Source organism: Achromobacter sp. (genome assembly GCF_036567245.1).
Lineage (GTDB): Bacteria > Pseudomonadota > Gammaproteobacteria > Burkholderiales > Burkholderiaceae_B > Achromobacter.
The window spans coordinates 1-17584 of sequence record NZ_DATCUY010000673.1 but is presented as its reverse complement, the minus strand read 5'-3'; the positions used below and the strand labels follow the sequence as shown (position 1 = coordinate 17584).

Sequence of the window (17584 nt, the reverse complement as noted above, 5' to 3'; positions counted from 1 at the left end):
CGACATGGCGGGTCGCAATCTGTCCGCCGCCGCGCAGGGCGTGCTTGGACAACCCGTGGTCGTGATCAACAAGGCCGGAGCGAACGGCGCGATCGGCTCCGCCGCCGTGAAAAATGCGGCGCCCGACGGCTATACGCTGCTGGTAGGCCGGATAGGTTCCCAAGTCTTGCTGCCCGCGCTGCAGCCCAAGACGACGCCCTACACCTCGAAGGACTTCACGTTCATCGGATTGCTGGAACTGAACCCCGTGGTCTGTGTCGTGCATCCCGACAGTCCCTACAAGACCGTCGGCGATCTGGCCCGGGCCTTGAAGGCCAACCCCGGCAAGCTCAACTACAGCCATTCCGGCCCGGCGACGGTGCAGAACCTTGCTCCCCAGCTATTGCTCAGCAACCTTGGGTTGAAGCCGGAGGCCGTGGTCAGCGTTCCGTACAAGGGCGGCAACGAGGTTGCTCTCGCCGTCCTCAGCAAGGAGGTCGATTTCGCCTGCAATAACCTCAGTTCGATGACGGGCATTCTCGCGGGCGGCAAGTTGCGCGCCTTGTTGACGACCACGCCGGAGCGCCTGGCGCAGTTCCCCGACATACCGACCGCCCGCGAACTGGGGCTGCCTCAGCTCGAAGCGGTCATAGGCTGGAGCGGACTGTTCGGGCCGCCGGACATGAGTCCCGAGGCCGTGGCCAAATGGGCTGCGGTGCTCAAGCAGATCTCACAGGATCCGAAATGGATCGCCGGCAACGCCAACTTCGGCGGCATCCCCCACGTCCTGTCGCCCGCCGAGACGGAAAAGTACGTCAACCAGGGCGCCGCGATCTATGCCGATCTGGTGGCCAAGGCCGGGCTGCAGGTCAACTAGGGAGCCCCATCCTCGACGCCGCGCGGCCCGCCCAGTCCCGAGGACGCCGGAATCGCCTCGCGCAAGTAACCGACGAACGAGGACACGGTCAGGGGGACGCGCGGCGTGTAGGGCCTGACCGCATACAGCCGCTCCGCGTAGTCGCCCACGACCCGCCAACCGCGCAGGACCTCTACCAGGACCCCGCTGCGCAAGGCCTGGTTGGCGCTGAAATCCGGCAGCAGCGCTATCCCCAGGGACCCGGCCGCCGCTTCCCTCAGCACTTCGCTGTTGTTCGCCGTGAAGCTTCCGCGCACCGGCACCGCCGCGCGCTTGTCGCCGTCGCGCGACTCGAACGACCAGGTGGCGCTGCCGCTGCGCCGCAGATAGTGCAGGCAGTTGTGGGCCGCCAGGTCCATGGGCGTCTTCGGCGTGCCGTGCTGCGCCAGGTATTCCGGGGTGGCAACCAGCACGGAATGCGTCTCGCAGATGACCGAGGCAACATGCGTGTCCGGCACGCCGGCCACATGCCGGATCGCCAGGTCGAAGCCTTCGGTCGCCAGGGACGCCAGATGGTCGCTGAGTTCCAGCTGGATCCGCACATCGGGAAAGCGCTTCAGGAATCCCGGGATCAGCGGCGCAATGACCTGGCGCCCCAGGGCCACGGGCGCGGTCACGGACAGCACGCCGCGCGGCCCCTCGGACAGATCCCGCACAGCCGAGAAGCCCTCCTCGATGCGCAGGAAAGCCGCCGCGGTCTGGTCGACCAGGCTCTGCCCTGCCTCGGTCAGGCCGACGCTACGGGTGGTGCGGCGCACCAGGGGTATGCCAGCCGCCTGCTCCAGTTCCACGATGCGCTGGCTCACCGAAGCCTTGCTGATCTGCAGGCGCCGGGCGGCCGCCGTGTAGCTGCCGGTATCGGCCAACACCCCAAGGCAATGGATATGCGACCACAAATCTTCCAGGCGCCTGGTTTTCGTCATGCCCTGCTCCATTGTTCAAAACATCAAACACTGATTCCAGCCCTCTGGTCTCGACGGCGGGACGCCAATGCGCGACAGTGCCAGCTCCAGAACACCATGCCTGAACCCAGGAGCCAACCATGAACGCAAGCAATGCCAGCGCCCAGTCCCGCGATGCCGGCCACTACATTGGCGGCAGCCTTGTCGAGGGGACCGGCAGCCGCCAGCCCGTCTACAACCCCGCCACGGGCGCCGTTGCCAAGCAGGTGGCCCTGGCCACGCCAGACGAGGTGAACCGCGCCGTGGCCAGTGCTCGCGCGGCATTTCCAAAATGGGCGGACACCCCTCCCATCCGCCGGGCGCGCGTGCTGTTCAGGTTTCTTGAACTGATGAACAAGCACCGCGACGAACTGGCCCACCTGATTACTGCCGAGCATGGCAAGGTTTTCAGCGATGCGCAAGGCGAAGTCACGCGCGGCATCGACATCGTCGAGTTCGCCTGCGGCGTCCCCCAGCTCCTGAAGGGCGCCCACACCGAGCAGGTCTCCACCGGCATCGACAACTGGACGCTGCGCCAGCCGCTGGGCGTGGTGGCGGGGATCACGCCGTTCAACTTTCCGGTGATGGTGCCCATGTGGATGTTCCCCGTGGCCATCGCGGCGGGCAATACCTTCGTGCTCAAGCCCAGCCCCACCGATCCCAGCGCCTCCCTGCGCATCGCCGAGCTGCTGAGCGAGGCCGGCCTGCCGGATGGGGTGTTCAACGTGGTGCAGGGCGACAAGGTGGCGGTGGATGCGCTGCTGGAACACCCGGACGTGAAGGCCATCAGCTTCGTCGGCTCCACGCCCATCGCCAACTACATCTACGAGACTGGCGCCCACCATGGCAAGCGCGTGCAGGCCCTGGGCGGCGCCAAGAACCATATGGTCGTGATGCCGGACGCCGACATCGACCAGGCGGTCGATGCGCTGATCGGCGCCGGCTACGGCTCGGCCGGCGAGCGTTGCATGGCGATCAGCGTGGCGGTGCTGGTGGGCGACGTGGCCGACCGGCTGCTGCCCCTGCTGATCGAGCGCACCAGGACGCTGAAGGTGCTGGACGGCGAAAACCCGGCGGCCGAGATGGGTCCCATCGTGACCCGGGCCGCTCACGACCGCATCAGCGGCTACATCGACCTTGGCGTGCAGGAAGGCGCACAGCTGCTGGTGGACGGCCGCGGCTTCCAGGGCTCGCAGGCGGGCGCAGGCTGCGGCGACGGCTTCTGGATGGGCGGCACGCTGTTCGACCACGTCACGCCCGACATGCGCATCTACAAGGAAGAAATCTTCGGCCCGGTGCTGGGCTGCGTGCGCGTGAACGACCTGAAAGAGGCAGTGGACCTTATCAACGCCCACGAATTCGGCAACGGCGTGGCCTGCTTCACCCGTGACGGCAACGTGGCGCGCGAATTCGGCCGGCGTATCGAGGTGGGCATGGTGGGCATCAACGTGCCGATTCCGGTGCCCATGGCCTGGCATGGCTTCGGCGGCTGGAAGCGCAGCCTGTTCGGCGACATGCATGCCTATGGCGAGGAAGGCGTGCGCTTCTACACCCGGCAGAAGTCCATCATGCAGCGCTGGCCCGAGAGCATCGACAAGGGCGCCGAGTTCGCCATGCCGACGGCCAAGTAACAGGCGACCGCCTCACGCAGGCGAGACCCAGCCGCGATAGATGGCGCCCGCGCCAGCTATCGCGAGCAAGAGGAAGATGGCCCGCTTCAGCAGTTCCGGGGACACCCGGGTCCTGAGGCGGGAACCGCCATACAGGCCGATCAGCGCCACCGGCAGCAGCACGGCGGCGGCGGACAGGATTTCCGGCTGCGCGTACAGTCCGGCGGCGCCGAAGGCCGCCGCCCGGATAAGCCCGCTCGCCAGGATGACCACCGAGATCGTGGCGCGGAACTGATCCAGCGCGTCCAGCCGGCGCGACAGATAGATGGTGTAGATCGGCCCCCCGGTCCCGAACAGCGCGCTGAAGATGCCGCCGAAGACGCCGAACGGCAGTGCCCAAAAAGTGTTCAACGGAGCCGCCGTCTTCGCCCGCGCGCCGCGCAGGCCCTTGATGCATACCGCCAGTACGAAGCTGCCCAGCAGTATCAAGGGCCAGCGGGCGCCAGCGTTGTGCAGCAGCGTGACACCCAAGCCTATTCCGAGCAACAGCCATGGAAACAGCCGCTTGAGCTCTACCAGGGACACGCGCCGCCAGTTGCTGCCGCCCACCAGCGCGGTACAGGCCAGATCGAACAGCACCACCAGCGGGACGGCGAATTGCAAGGGCATGAACTGGACCAGGACCGGCACGGCCACCATGGCCGCGCCGAATCCCGTCATCCCGAAGACGACGTAGGCGACTAGGACAACGGGAGCGGCGACAACAAGGGAATCGGGCGGCATGATGCGTGCGAAGTGAGCATGAAAGATAGGGGCAGGCCTGTGAGCGCCACAGGCCCGGAACGTAACCTCAACTCGCGGTGATCTTCTTTTTTTCCACCAGCGCCTTCCACTTGGCCGACTCCCTGGCAATCTCGTCCCTGAGCTGAGCGGGCGGCACGATGGTCGCGGACATGCCCTGGTCCGCCAGATAGCGCTGCATGTTTGGCTGTTCGACCGCCGTCCTGGCATCGGCCAGCAGCCGGTCGACGGACGCCTGCGGCGTGCCTGCCGGCGCCAGCAGCGCGAACCAGCCGGTGAACTCGAAACCCGGCACGCCGTCCTCCGCCGTGGTGGGCACGTCCGGCAGCAGCGCCGAGCGCTCCTTGCCGGTCACCGAAAGCGCCCGCAGACGCCCGCCCTTGAGCAGGGGCACGATGGCATTGATGTTGCCCACGGCCACTTCGATCACGCCCGCCATCAGATCCGTGTAGGCCGGGCCTTCGCCTTTGTATGGGACGTGCATGAGCTCGATCCCGGCCGCGTCGCTGAAGGCTTCCCCCGCCATATGCGTCTGGCTGCCCACCCCCGCGGACGAAAAGCTGAGCTTGCCCGGCCTGGCGCGGGCGTATTCGATCAGCTCCCGCGTATTCTTGACGGGCAAGTTGGCGTTCACCGTGAGCACCATGGGTCCGTTGGCGACCTTGCCGATGGGGCTGAAGTCAGCCAGCGAATACGGCAGCTTGCTGTAGATGAATTGGTTGACCGTGAACATGCTGCCCGACGCGAGCAACAGCGTATAGCCGTCCGCCGGCGCGCTGGCGACGGCCTGCGCGCCCACGCTGCCGCCGGCGCCCGCGCGGTTCTCGACGATCACGCTCTGCTTCAGGCCCTTGCCCAGTTCGGCCGCCAACGCGCGGCCCAGCAGGTCGGTGGCGCCGCCCGCTGAAAACGGCACGACCATGCGTATGACCTTGTCCGATGGCCAGTCGGCTCGCGCCGGCAAGGCTAGAAACGGCGTAAGCGCCAGGCCACAGCCCAGCGTCTTGACGATGCGGCGGCGGGCATTATTGGGTTGAATTTCGTCTTTCATGGGTTTGTCTCCTTCAGTTCGCGGGACGGCGAAGCCTGCCGGCTTGCGGCCGACTGACGATTCGCCAGGCAGCAACTGACCCTCGGGCCGATAGGCTCGATTTTTTCGGGGCGTTGCGGGGTTTTTCTGCGGACTACCAGGCTGCTGAACTACGGGACTACGGGACTAAGGACTACTGGCCAGCGCCGGCCTGCTCCGTGGTGTCGCGCTGGCCGGCGCAGACTGACTTCAATGCATCGAGCAACAACTGCGTAAGATGGGCTCGCGGGTTCTCCTTCGGCGCCAGGATGCCCAGCCGGCGCGTGACCGTAGGCGAGCCGAACGGAATGACGCGGATGCCCGGCGGAAACTCGTTTCTGCCGCGGCAGGCCGGCACCACCGATGCGCCCAGGCCATTGGCCACCATGGCGATCACGCCCTCCAGGTTATCGATCTCCATGGCCGATCGCACCGTGATGCGCCTGCGCACCATCTCTTCCTGTACCAGGTGCCCGACGCGTGCCGAGCGGTTGAAGCGGACATAAGGAGTCTGCTCCAGGATCTCCTGGTCGCTGGCGCCCTTTACCGACCGGTGCGCGATGACAACCAGCTGTTCCTCCACGAACGGCAGGAAATCCAGACCCGAGCGCGGCGCATCCGGTTCGGTCACGATCGCCACGTCCAGCTGGCGGTGGTAGATGGCGCGCTCCAGGTCGTGCGTGAGCCCGGTGGTGACGTGGACTTCCAGGCCATGCCCTTGCTTCTGCAAGTGGCGCAGCGCCAGCGGCAGCACCCCCGACACACAGGTATGGACGCTGCCCAGCCTGAGCAGCCCCGAGGAGGTGCCTTTCTTCAGCGCGGCGCTCATGCTCTCCCAGTGGGCGATCAGATCCCGCGCCCGGTGCACCAGCGCCAGGCCCGTGTCCGTGAGTATCGGCGGACGGCGGCTGCGATCGAAGATCGCGATGCCGAGCTCGTCCTCGAGCGCGCGGACCTGCATGCTCACTGCCGACAGCGACAGGCCGATGGTATTGCCGGCCTCGGCGAAGCTGCCGTGGTCTGCAATCGCGATCAGCGTGTAGAGCGTCCGGATGTCCATGCAAGGGGGTTCCTGGTGTAGGCGAGCTTTATGGAAAGGAGGAGTGGCCCCGTCAGATGCCTAGCAGCCGCCGCGCATTGCCTCCCATGACTTTCCTGAGATTATCTTCCCGGATCGGCAAGGTCTCGAACCATTCTTTGTACCCCTGCACGGGACAGAACGGGAATGAACTGGCGTAGAGCATCCTGTCCGAGAGAAAGCCGTCGGCAGCCTTCACATATTCCTCCCAACCCGGCATGCGGGAAAAATACATATCTGGCGACAGCCACAGGTTTTGCCGCCGGAAGGCCAAATGCAGGATCTCGTTGACCCAGGGCCACCCGCCATGCGCGACCACGACATTCAGGGCGGGGAAATCCGCCAGCACCCGGTCGGTCCGTATCGGGTCCGAGTAGCTCAGGTCCGGGCCCGCCGTGCCTCCGACCATCATGATTACCGGAACGCCGAGGTCCTCGCAGTGGCCATAGATCGGATAGAGGCGCCTGTCGTCGGCGTACATCGGCACCGGGTAGGAGCCGGGTTCGATATTGATCAGCTTGAAGCCGTCCTCGACCGCCTGGCTGATGGTCTGGCATGCGCGCCGCCTGTCGGTGGGGTCTATGGACGCAGCGCCGATGAAGCGGCCCGGGTGTTCGGCCACGATGCCGCGCACATCTTCGTTGGACACGCTGCCCAGCACGCCTGCCAGGCGTCCCACGACCACGCCGCGGTCTATCCGCGCCGCGTCCATCTCCTTGAGCAACAGCGCCATCGACTGCTGCTGCGCGGCAGCCGAGGGCTCGAAGCCTACCGTCCGGGTAAAACCGTCGCGGCGTTCTCCCGCCGAGTACATCAGCGTGTCGAGGAAGCCGCCCACAGGCGGCCGTAGCCTAAAGTCGATGATCATCAGAGTATCCCTGTCAGGTACACAGTTGCCGGGGCTGGTGCGCCGCCACGCCTACATCACTTCATCCTTGCGGTCGTCCGTCTCGCCATAGCGGTGCAAAGCAGGCGGCTTCAAGCCGGCATAGAGCTTCTCGATACCCGCGTTGATGACTTCGGCGTGTTGCGCAAAGAGCGAGTTTCCGTCAAGGTCGCTCTCGACGATGAAGGGCCCGAAGTTCTCGACCTCGAACAGCCACATCGCCTGCGCGATGCCCAGTTCATCCAGCCAATGCACTTCGCGCACCCGCTTGATGCCGCGGCCCAGCAAGGCGCCCGTGCCATAGCCCACGGTGGTCAGGTAGATCGCGCCGCCCGGCGCCAGCACCTGCTTGTAGTCGTCCGCGGGCATGCCGCCCTTGCCGATCAGGATGCGGCAGCCGGTCTCCTCCAGCCAGCGGGGTATCCACTTGGAGAAGCGGAACGAGGCGGTGGCGGTGACGGCGCCCACGTTGTAGCCGCCGTGGCCGTCCGGCGCCGCGGCCGGCGAGCAATGGAAGTTGACGTTGCTGAGGGAGCGCAGGTCCACCGGCAGCGGCAGGCCCTGGTCCAGCACCTTCTTGTAGACGCCTTCGCGGGCCGTGTAGACCACGCCGTTCAGATACACGGCTGCGCCGAGTTCGAGCCTGGCGATGTCCTCCCGCTTGGCGGGCAGGTCCAGATGAAAGACCTTGATGTCGTCGTCGTTGCTTACCATTCGACCGTCTCCCGGCGCAGGTAGGGCGTGAACCACTGGGGATCGGTGCGGTACTCGATCTTCCCGTTGGCATGGATCCGCGCGGTGGCGCGGCGCGAAGACAGGCAGAAGGTATGCAGGCTGATGGGCATGCCGCCGGTATGGGTGTAGCCGCACTCGATATGGCAGTCGACCACCATGCCGGAGCCCACGAACCCCATGGCGCCCATGCCGATGGAATTTCCCAGCTGCATCAGTTCCAGCTCCAGTTCCGCCACCTTGGGGTCCGGGTTGCGGTCCCCTACCGTGCGCAGACAGGCGGCCTGCTTGCCCAGCTGCATGCAGGTGTCCTTGGAGCCGCCCAGCCCGATGCCGACGATGGCCGGCTGACAGGCCAGCCCGCGCTTGCCGAAGGCGATCAACGTGTCCAGCACGAAGCGCTTGATGCCGTCTATGCCATCGCCGGGAAACAGCATGCGGTAGTCGGTGCCGAACAAGCCGCCCTTGTGCACGGTGGTGATTTCGATCCAGTCGGTATCGGGCTCGAACGACCATTCGATCTCGGGCGCATTGATGCCGACGTTGTTGTTATGGTCGGTGCGCCAGAGCGGATGCACGCGGTTGGGCCGCAGCGGAATGCTGACCGTGGCTTCGGCCGTGGCATGGCGCAGCGCGCGCTCCACGGCGACGAAGCCGCTGTCGACCGACGCGTTGTTGCCCACCTTGACGTAGTAGCGCGGCAAGCCGGTGTCGGCGCACATGGGCCTCCGGTCCTGGTCGGCAGCCTCCCAGTTGTCCACCATGGCGTGGATGACGAAGCGCGGCAGCTTGCCGGTTTCCTTCTTCTGCAGTTCCTGGATGCCTTGCTTGTAGTCGGCCGGAATCTCGATGGCCGCGCGGCGCATGATCTCCAGCGCCGCCTCTTCAACTTTCTGTACGGGGATGCTCATGGTGGGATGTGCCTCAGCTCTGGGGAATGCCCGCCTCGCCCTCGATGAGCGATTCGCCGGGTTTTACGATGTCGAAGGAAACCGGAACCATTTCCAGAGCCACTTCGCCGTCCTGCGCGCTCACGCGCGTGTAGCGGCTGGTGTGCAGATCTCCGGCTTCGGGAAAGTCCTCGCGGTAATGCGCGCCGCGGCTGTTCTCGCGCGCCAGCGCCGAGACCGTGATGACCTTGGAAATGTCGACCAGGCTTTCCATGTTGAGCCAGTCGTGCCAGGTGAGGTTGTAGCGGCGGTCGCCGTCCGCCACGCCGATGTCGCGCAAGGCGGCGCGGTGGCCGGCGATGGCGTCCAGGCCATGCTCCATCGCCTCGCGGCGGCGCAACACGCCGACGTCGTCCCACATGGTTTGCGAAAGCGCGTCGCGCAACTCGTGGATGCGCCCGGCGGGCCGCGAAAACGGAAACTCGGCGCGTTCGATGCCACGCGCGATGATGCGCGGGTCCGGCTCGCGCCACTGGCCGGACTTGGCGACATAGGCCGCCATCGCGTCGCCTGCGATGCCGCCGAACACCGTGGAATTGGCCACGCCGTTTCCCCCCAGGCGATTGGCGCCGTGCACGCCGCCGCAGTCCTCGCCGGCCGCGTACAGCCCCGGCGAAGCCGTCGAGCCGTCCACGTTGAATTCGACGCCGCCCATCAGGTAGTGGGCAGTCGGCACCACTTCCACCTTGCCGCCCGCCAGGTCGAAGCCGCAATCCTTGCAGCGGTTGACCATGCCGGGAAAGGTCTTGGCCACCTTGTCCGGGCCCAGATGGCTCATCTGGATGTAGACCCCGCCCATCGGGCCCGTGCGTCCGGCGCGCATTTCCGCGTAGATGCCTCGGCTGACCACGTCGCGCGTGGCCCGTTCGCCGCGCTTGTCGTAATTGGCCATGAAGCGCTCGCCGTCGCCGTTGAGCAGATAGCCGCCCGCCCCGCGCAGCCCTTCCTCCAGCACCGTGCCCGTCATGCGGGTATCGGGCCCGCCCAACAGGCCGGTGGGATGGAATTGCACCATTTCCATGTCCCGCAACTTCAAGCCGTAGCGCAGGGCCATGGCCAATCCGTCACAGGTCTTGTCGCCGGAGGGCGTGTGATAGCGGTACATCGTCGGCCCGGCCCCGGTGGCCAGCAGCACGGCCTTGGCCTGGATGAACCGATAGGCGCCCGTCCGCATGTCGATGAACAGCACGCCCGAAATGCCGGAACCATCGGCAGCCGGAATCAGCTCGATGGCGCGATGCTCTTCCAGTTCATCCACGTCCAGCGCGCGCACCTGCTCCATCAGGCGGTTGATGATCTCGATGCCCGTCAGGTCGGCCTTGTGCACGGTGCGGTCGAAGCTCTGGCCGGCAAACGCCTTGGAATGCAGCGTGCCATCGGGATTGCGGTCGAAGAAACAGCCGATCTCGTTTTCCAGCTCGCGCACCCGTTCGACCGCGCCTTCGACCAGGCGCCACGCCAGGTCCTGGCGCGGCAGCCATTTGCCGCCCTCGATGGTGTCCATGAAGTGACGCTCCACCGAATCGCCCGCGGCCAGCGCGACGTTGTAGCCGCCCTGGACCATGCGGGTACAGCCGCATTTTCCCAACAGGCCCTTCACGGTCACCGTGACCTGCAGCGATGGATTCGCCTTCTTGGCATGCAGCGCCGCGAACAGGCCCGCGCCGCCGGTGCCCAGCACCAGGATGTCCGTCTTGTAGTTCTCGATCCGCATCTCAGATCACTCCCGCGATGAAAACCAGGCCCGTCGCCATGGAGACCGCAAAGCCCCACCCTATCCAGGCGACGCGCGCATCCCGCGGCGACTTCCAGGGCAACAGCTCCAGCGCGAGCAGGCGCAGCCCGAAGAACATGTGCAAGGTCAGCAGCAGCACCAGCCCCCATTCGCCGAACTTCATCGCCGGCATGTCGGCAAGCTTCAGGAATCCGTCCAGCCGCGCCTGGTCCAGCGCCATCGCCAGCACGTAAAAGTGGGCCGGCAGGAACAGGGCCAGCGCCAGGCCGGAGAGGCGATGCCCGAGAAAGGCCCAGTACGCCTGATGGTTGCGCGCGGATCTCATTGCATCAGCCCTCCCACGGCCGCGACGGCGCGCACGCCCAGGATGAGCAGCCCCAAACCGAACGCCAGCCCGACCGCGGACGCCGCGCCGCGGCCCAGCCGCAGCCATTCGATCAGGATGTTGCGCAGGCCGATCGGCACGTGAACCGACACGCTCAACACGAACAGGCCGTAGAAGAGGATCCAGAACCAGTTGCCCTGCGTGCGCGAAAGGATCTCGCCCGCGGTCAGGCCGCCGCGCACGGCATAGATGACCAGCCCCACGTGCACCAGGACAAACGGCGCCATCACCATCGCCGTCAGGCGCTGGAGCGCGAACAGACGAGCTTCCATGTCAGCCCCCCTTGAGCAGGCTGAAGATGGCGCTGCGCTTCAACCCCGCGATGCTGCCGGTGGGGCTGAGGCTGACCGGACAGTGCTTCATGCAGCTGCCCTGGGTATGACAGGAGTTGCAGCCGCTGCCGGAGGTGGCCTTGCGCAGCACGTCCTTGGGGTCGGCGTGGCGTTCGTCATTGAACAGCGTCCACGCCCGGTTCAGGGCGGCCGGGCCCAGGTAGTCCTTGTCCCAGGACACCACGTCACAGGCCGCGTAGCACACGCCGCAATTGATGCACTCGATGGCGGCGTCGGCCTGCTTGCGTTTCTTGCTCTGCGGCGACACCAGCGCCGGCGGATCATTGCGCGTGGCCGTGCCGACGAAGGTATTGCCGGCGCGCGCCCACTTCTGGAAGAACTCGCTCATGTCGACGACGAGATCCTTGATGCGCGGCATGTTGCGCAAGGGTTCGATCACGATCACGCCGCCCTCTTCGACCCGGCTGACGTGGGTCCGGCAGGTCCAGCGGGGCTTGCCATTGACCGTCATGGCACAGGACCCACAGACGCCGACGCGGCAGGCGTAGCGGTACGAGAGGTTCGGCTCCTGCGTGCGCTGCACTTCGGTCACCACATCCAGCACAGTCTGGTTCTCCCGCCACGGGACCGAGTAAGTGGAATAGCTTCCGTCTTCGGTTCCCCGCGAGATGCGGACCGTGAGTTGTCGCTGATTCGTGGAGTTCTTGGTATCCATTTTCCGCCCTCGGACGACACTTTGCGTCCATGAACAGAATTCTGAATCTCGCGTATGAGTGAAGCAATATGGATTTGGTTGATATTTTTTGAAGTTATTTTCGACCCGTTCAGAGGGTGCGCCCTACGATCGGGCGACTGCCGCGCCGCGGCATCTTCAATGGATGGCGATCACTGGACGCAACAGGACCGCTGCCGAGCAGGAACCGATGCAGATCGGCAGTGCTCAATCGCCCCAAAAAGCATCTTTTGAAAAATTGGGTATACTGCGCCCTCGCTTGCCGGCACAGCCCCAGATCGCAACGATCGCGGACGGCGCAAGACAAGCAAATGCGGGAGTAGCTCAGTTGGTAGAGCGCAACCTTGCCAAGGTTGAGGTCGCGAGTTCGAGACTCGTCTCCCGCTCCAAATTTTGATTTTCAACCTCCTTCGCGGAGTTCTGGAAATCCTTGAAAAAGGGCCTTCGGGCCCTTTTTTCATTCCGGTATGCGCCGCTTGGGAAATGAAGGAACACGGGCAATGGATATTGCATTGATCCTGCTGGTGCTTATCGCGGCATGGCAGGTGCTGCGCGTGCGCTATCAGCGCGCCCGCATTGCGTTGCTAGGACGTCATCTGGGCGGTTTGCAGCTTGAGCGCCACATGGAAACACTGACGCAAGGCTACACCCGCGCCATCCGCGAAGACGCCGAAACACGTCAGCTACAGGTGCTGGAAACCTTCGCTCAGACCGAACGCGCCGTGGCGGCACAGGTGCGGTCGCTGGCCGACGCCATGCAAAAGGAAAGTCCACAGACTACCCGCGTGAGCACGCTCTCGTTCTGCGTGCCATTCATCGAGCGCTTTCTTCCTGCAATGACACGGGATTTTCGTGAACTGCTGCACATCCATGCATCCGGCTTGCGCCATGTCGTGGACAACGAGAGCCACTGGGACGCAAGAGAACGCGCGTACCACCTCTCGGCGGAGTTGTATCTGCTGCAGCACAGTTGCCATTGGTTCTGCAAATCCCGCGCCGTGGCCGATGCACGGCTGATGCTGCGGCATCAGGTCGACCACCGGAAAGTCCTGGATTCAGTGTCTGCTGTTACGCGCTCGGCTTATCTGCGATGGCAAGGGGCCGATAAGCACTAGGACCAACTGCGTCTCGTCCGCTCTGGCCCAGCTCAGCGCGCATTCTTAAGCAAGTCCTTGAAAAAGGGGCGAATCTCTCGATTCGCCCCTTTTTCATTTGGCCTGGATTCCAACCCCGCACAGGCACAACGGGCGCCGCAATCGCGATGCCTGTTGTGCCTTGCTGCGTCGGATCAGAAGCGCACGGCCAGCTTGAGCACGCCCGACTGCTGGCGGTTGCCGCCGCCGAACTGCGCGTCGTACGCAATGCCGGCCGTCGTGTTGCGCGTAATGGCCATTTCAGCGCCCAGGCCCAGCACCGCGGCGTCGCGCGCGATCGGCACGCCCGTCACCGAGAACGTGCTGCCGCCTTCGAAGGCCAACTGCTGCTTGGGCTTCACATCGCCCATGGCATGACGCCAGCCCAGCGACGCCGTCAGACGGCCCGGCGCGCGGTCGGAGCCGAACTCCCAGCCGCCGCGCAGTCCCAGCGTGATGCTGGTCACGTCATCTGAATTGCTGGACCCGTGCAGGGCCGCCGTGCCACCCGATTCCTCGAAGCCGCGCGCGCGCAGCTGGTTCCATGCCAGGCCCGCAAAGGGTTCGATGGTATAGGCATCGCCCAGCGGCAGGTTATAGCCGAGTTCGGTGAACACCTGCGTCGACGAGGCGTGGTAGGACGACTCGAGGCGCTGGTTCAGGCTGCCGGCTGCCACGTCGCGCTTTGCGTCGATGTCATGCCAGGTGTAGGCCGCGCCGGCCATGAAGCGGACATGACCGGGGCCGGCCTGGAAGTTCCGTCCGCCGAACAGGGTCGCCGTGTAGCTGTCGACATTGGTGCGCGAAGACGCGTCGTCGATCGAGTTGTGGCTGCCGATGTAGCCGACCGCGCCGCCCAGGCGCCAGCCGCCGCCCACCGCGCCATCGCCGCCGACGAAGAGACCGCCCGACGATTGGCTCACGCTGGACGCGTTGCCGTCGCTGCCAAACTTGCTCCAGTTGCCGAACGCTTGCGCCCAGACCGGCGATGCGCCGCTTTGCGGCATGGCGTCGGACGACGGCGCGCCCAGTTGGGCCGTGGGCCGTCCGGCAAGCACCGGCGCGTCGAGGTTGCCGCGCAAATGCGACAACGGCAGCGTGCGCACGGTGTCACCCTGACTCAGCAGCACGCTGGCGGTGCTGGCGTAGGCTTCGCCCGAGAGCATCCTCAGGGCCGAACGCGCTTCGTTCGGCGTCATGGCGACCACCGCCGCCGCAACCTGGCTGGCGCCGGTGTTCTTGCCCGCGGCGGCGCCGCTATCGACCAGGGAAGATCCGCTGCCGGTCGACGGCGATTCATTGCCGGCGGTGGACGAGCCGTTGCCAGTCGACGTCGCGCCATTGCCGGCCGTGGACGAGCCGTTGCCCGTCGACGTCGAGCCATTGCCGGTCGAAGACGAGCCGTTGCCCGTCGACGTGGAGCCGTTGCCGTTAGAGGACGAGCCATTGCCCGTCGCCGGCGGCTCCTCCTTGTCCAGCGCGCCGCCCACGTTGCTCTCGTTACCCGAGCCGCCGATGCTGCCGATCGGCACATCGTTGCGCGTCAGGGTCATGTACGCGTTCTTCGGGTCGTAGCTGAGCGTGGGCGTCAGGAACGCATATCCGCTCGAGGCACCGGTGAACTGGCCCTGGATGCCGCCGTCCGCGGTCAGGATGTTGTAGGTCGTGCGCGGCGCATAGTTGCCATCCGGGCCCACATGCGCCACGGTGCCGTCGAGGTAGGCGATGCCCGTGACGTGGATGCGGTCGCTGAGGCTGCTGGCCGGATCGGCATGCACGCGGTAGATGGTGTTCTGGCCAAAGGTCAGGTTGCCGTTGACCGTGAGCGTGCCCATGGGCGTGCCATCGTTGCCGGGAGAAATGACCGCGGTGGGGTACAGGTTGGTGGTTCCCACCTGGCCCACGCCCGCCAGCACGACCTCGCGGCCAATGTCCATGGGGCCGTTCAGCTTGCCATCGATCTCCAGGGCGCCGTCGGCGATCAGGATGGGACCGGTAAGGCCGCTGCTGTCGGCGGTCAGGATCACCGATCCCGGGCCGGTCTTGACGAAGCCCTGCGTGCCTTGCAGCGGGTTGTCGATGGTGTCGACGAATTGGCCCGAAGCGTAGGTGCCGTCGCCGACCACGATCGCCGGCGGATTGCCGCCGCTGCCGACCAGGGTGATGGGAGCGCCTTGCAGGCGGTAGCGGTCGGTGGCGAACTGGATGCCCGACACGCGCACCGGGCCTGCGCTGCCGTCCACGGTCACCGTGCCGGCCGCGCCCGTGAAAATCGCATAGCCGCCGTCGGGCAGAGCGCCGGTGGCGTTGCTCGGGCTGTTCCAGTTCGTGCTGGCCGCGCTCCAGGTGCCGTTGCCGCCGCCCGAGCGGGTTGCAGATGCCGCGCCGTCGCCGTTCCACAGGTTGGTGGTGCTGGGGCCCAGGATGAGATTGATCTGCTTGTCGCCGGTCAGCGTCTGGATCGTCGCGCCAGGCGCGGAATCGCCAGAAACCGAGCCCAGCGACATGCCGTTGCCGCTCATCGTGCCGCCGTACGACAGGATCCGGTAGTAGCCGGCATTGACGCCCAAGGTATTGACCGTGACGTTCAGCGTGGTGTTGTTGATGGCGGCGTTGCCGCGCACGGTGATGTTGTCGCCGGTGCCGGGTTGCGTAATGGGCAGCCCGGCATAGCCGGTTTCGAAATTGAACACGGCATTGTTCATCGACAGATTGCCGTTGACGACCAGGTTGCCGTTGGAGACGCCGGTCGGCGTGCCGACTTCATACCCGGGCGCCACGCGCGCGCCCGACACGTTGAGATCGCCATTGATCGAGCCAAAGCCGGCGACGGTGCCGTTCGAATTCGCATTGACGTTGCCGCCGAGCGTGACGCCCGCGCCGCCGCCGTTGCCCCCGATCACCAGCGTGCCGCCGTTGACATCCACCCCGCCGGGGAAATTGGCCGAGCCGTCGAACACCTGCGTGTTGCCCGACGCCACCGTCAGGTCCGCAGCCGTGACGCCACCGCAGTAGGACGCGCTCAGCGCGAGCGTCGCCGTCAGCCATTTCTTCGTGTCATGTATCAACGTAAATCCTCCATATGTCGATTAATCAATCTGATACCCAAGGCATTACCGGATCGCTATAAAAGTATTATTAGGTAACCGGACAATCCAAATAGGCGAAACAGGTTTTCGCGAAAAAAGGAGGCAATTTATACCCGTTTTTTTGCAATCAAGATAATTGACACATAGATACCATCTATATTATTAAAATCTGAAAATTGGATACCATCCAAATACCAATTATTAATAAATGGATACCATCCAATATTTTCTTATAGGTAAAATAGATAGCATCAAAAATCGTAGAATATCTATAATGGATACCATCCAAGCCTTTGAAAAGATTGAAAATCCCACCGATACAGAGAAATCATTTGAAACAACCCGCATAAGATGTCCAATGCGATCGAGAAAGGCGGAGGGGCGAAACGCGATCAGAAAACCAGACGATCTAATGTTTCCTTCAACATCAATCTGCGGAAAATTGAAAACCGCCTATGAGCATCCAATTCGCTTCACGCCCATTCTGTAATACGCAGTACTCGCCACCCTGATATTCCGCAGTGACACCGGGAGGGATAACCGTCCGTGTTTGAGCACGTCGTTGCCCGGCGAATCGTTCGTCACTTGATTGAATACCTGCAAGCTCAACGGCGAGTGCGGAGCCAGGTCAACTGCATCAAGCAAGGCTCGGCGGCGTCTCTTTCGCGCGGAAGCGTTTGCCCACCTTGGCATCCACGTCGGCCATGGCGCCGCCGCCACACACACGCCCTGTCGACAGTGCTGCATTCGCGCACTTGCGGTAACCTTCAGCCTGAACAAATCTGAGGTGTTGGAAATAACAATGGGTTTTGAAAAACTTGCCGACCTGCGCGAGCAGCTGCGGGCACAGGCTCAAAAGGCGGTGCCGGTCCAACCGAAGGCGGCAGGCCGGACGAAAAAGCGGGAGCCTGATCAAGCCCGGGCCGCCACCCGGCCCCAGCAAAAGCGCGAGCCCGTCGACCCGGTGGTCGAGGCTATCTGGCGCCTGCAGAAGCACTTCCCGCAGGCCTTCCCCAAGAATCCCGCGCCGAAGCTGCCGCTCAAGCAGGGCATCCTGGCCGACGCGGCCCAGCATCTGGAAAAGCTGGGCATGACGGACGAACAGCTGAAGCAGGCCATCGCGACCTGGTGCAAGGGCAGCCGCTACTGGAGCAGCATGGTGGCGGACGCCACGCGCGTCGACCTGCAAGGCGAGCCCGCGGGCACGGTGACCGCGGAACAGGCCGCCTATGCCCGCCGCCAGGCCTCGCGCCG

16 protein-coding genes and 1 tRNA gene are annotated in these 17584 nt (G+C 64.8%); 5 read left to right on the top strand and 12 right to left on the bottom strand.

The annotated features are described in order from the left end of the window. Window positions 1–856 (top strand): tripartite tricarboxylate transporter substrate binding protein (locus VIR09_RS28780; RefSeq protein ID WP_332015972.1); only part of this gene is annotated, 856 nt, incomplete at its 5' end. Here the strand turns inward: VIR09_RS28780 and VIR09_RS28775 are convergent. Beyond that, window positions 853–1818, bottom strand: coding sequence for a LysR family transcriptional regulator (locus VIR09_RS28775; protein ID WP_332015971.1), 966 nt, complete (start codon window positions 1816–1818; stop codon window positions 853–855). The genes VIR09_RS28780 and VIR09_RS28775 overlap by 4 nt on opposite strands. Window positions 1819–1937: 119 nt before the next feature. Here VIR09_RS28775 and VIR09_RS28770 point away from each other — a divergent pair, with 119 nt between their 5' ends. Next, on the top strand, window positions 1938–3467 hold the full coding sequence (locus VIR09_RS28770) for a CoA-acylating methylmalonate-semialdehyde dehydrogenase (protein WP_332015970.1): 1530 nt from the start codon (window positions 1938–1940) through the stop codon (window positions 3465–3467). 12 nt (window positions 3468–3479) lie between these two features. On the opposite strand, the gene VIR09_RS28765 is transcribed toward VIR09_RS28770, so the two are convergent. The 10 genes from VIR09_RS28765 to VIR09_RS28720 form a co-directional block, all read right to left on the bottom strand. Beyond that, window positions 3480–4229 carry a sulfite exporter TauE/SafE family protein gene (locus VIR09_RS28765; protein WP_332015969.1) on the bottom strand — a complete coding sequence of 250 codons (750 nt, stop codon included), beginning with the start codon at window positions 4227–4229 and terminating at the stop codon, window positions 3480–3482. Window positions 4230–4296: 67 nt separating this feature from the next. Then, complete coding sequence (locus VIR09_RS28760) at window positions 4297–5298, bottom strand: tripartite tricarboxylate transporter substrate binding protein (protein ID WP_332015968.1); 1002 nt, start codon at window positions 5296–5298, stop codon at window positions 4297–4299. Between the two features lie 172 nt (window positions 5299–5470). Continuing rightward, a complete protein-coding gene (locus VIR09_RS28755; protein ID WP_332015967.1) occupies window positions 5471–6376 on the bottom strand; it encodes a LysR substrate-binding domain-containing protein in 906 nt (301 codons plus the stop codon). A gap of 52 nt (window positions 6377–6428) precedes the next feature. Further along, window positions 6429–7262 carry an amidohydrolase family protein gene (locus VIR09_RS28750; RefSeq protein WP_332015966.1) on the bottom strand — a complete coding sequence of 278 codons (834 nt, stop codon included), beginning with the start codon at window positions 7260–7262 and terminating at the stop codon, window positions 6429–6431. A gap of 51 nt (window positions 7263–7313) precedes the next feature. Next, on the bottom strand, window positions 7314–7994 hold the full coding sequence (locus VIR09_RS28745) for a fumarate hydratase C-terminal domain-containing protein (RefSeq protein ID WP_332015965.1): 681 nt from the start codon (window positions 7992–7994) through the stop codon (window positions 7314–7316). Further along, window positions 7988–8923 (bottom strand): fumarate hydratase, encoded by a 936-nt coding sequence (locus tag VIR09_RS28740; RefSeq protein ID WP_332015964.1) that lies wholly within the window; start codon window positions 8921–8923, stop codon window positions 7988–7990. Before VIR09_RS28740 ends, VIR09_RS28745 begins: the two co-directional genes overlap by 7 nt. A 13-nt stretch (window positions 8924–8936) precedes the next feature. After that, a complete protein-coding gene (locus VIR09_RS28735) occupies window positions 8937–10676 on the bottom strand; it encodes an L-aspartate oxidase (RefSeq protein ID WP_332015963.1) in 1740 nt (579 codons plus the stop codon). Between the two features lies 1 nt (window position 10677). Further along, window positions 10678–11022: a succinate dehydrogenase gene (locus VIR09_RS28730; RefSeq protein ID WP_013391838.1), complete on the bottom strand. Its 345-nt coding sequence runs from the start codon at window positions 11020–11022 to the stop codon at window positions 10678–10680. Continuing rightward, entirely contained in the window at window positions 11019–11354 is a 336-nt protein-coding gene (locus VIR09_RS28725; protein WP_332015962.1) for a succinate dehydrogenase, read from the bottom strand. Before VIR09_RS28725 ends, VIR09_RS28730 begins: the two co-directional genes overlap by 4 nt. 1 nt (window position 11355) lies before the next feature. After that, complete coding sequence (locus tag VIR09_RS28720; protein WP_013391836.1) at window positions 11356–12090, bottom strand: succinate dehydrogenase/fumarate reductase iron-sulfur subunit; 735 nt, start codon at window positions 12088–12090, stop codon at window positions 11356–11358. Between the two features lie 331 nt (window positions 12091–12421). Between VIR09_RS28720 and VIR09_RS28715 the strand changes: the two genes are divergently transcribed. Together VIR09_RS28715 and VIR09_RS28710 are read left to right on the top strand one after the other, a co-directional pair. Continuing rightward, a tRNA-Gly gene (locus VIR09_RS28715) sits at window positions 12422–12497 on the top strand. Between the two features lie 111 nt (window positions 12498–12608). Then, window positions 12609–13223: a hypothetical protein gene (locus VIR09_RS28710; protein WP_332015961.1), complete on the top strand. Its 615-nt coding sequence runs from the start codon at window positions 12609–12611 to the stop codon at window positions 13221–13223. Between the two features lie 173 nt (window positions 13224–13396). Here the strand turns inward: VIR09_RS28710 and VIR09_RS28705 are convergent, their stop codons facing one another. After that, window positions 13397–16309, bottom strand: coding sequence for an autotransporter outer membrane beta-barrel domain-containing protein (locus VIR09_RS28705; protein ID WP_332015960.1), 2913 nt, complete (start codon window positions 16307–16309; stop codon window positions 13397–13399). Between the two features lie 823 nt (window positions 16310–17132). On the opposite strand from VIR09_RS28705, the gene VIR09_RS28700 reads away from it, so the two are divergent. Next, a partial coding sequence (locus VIR09_RS28700; protein ID WP_332015959.1) for a ProQ/FinO family protein occupies window positions 17133–17584 on the top strand: 452 nt, incomplete at its 3' end.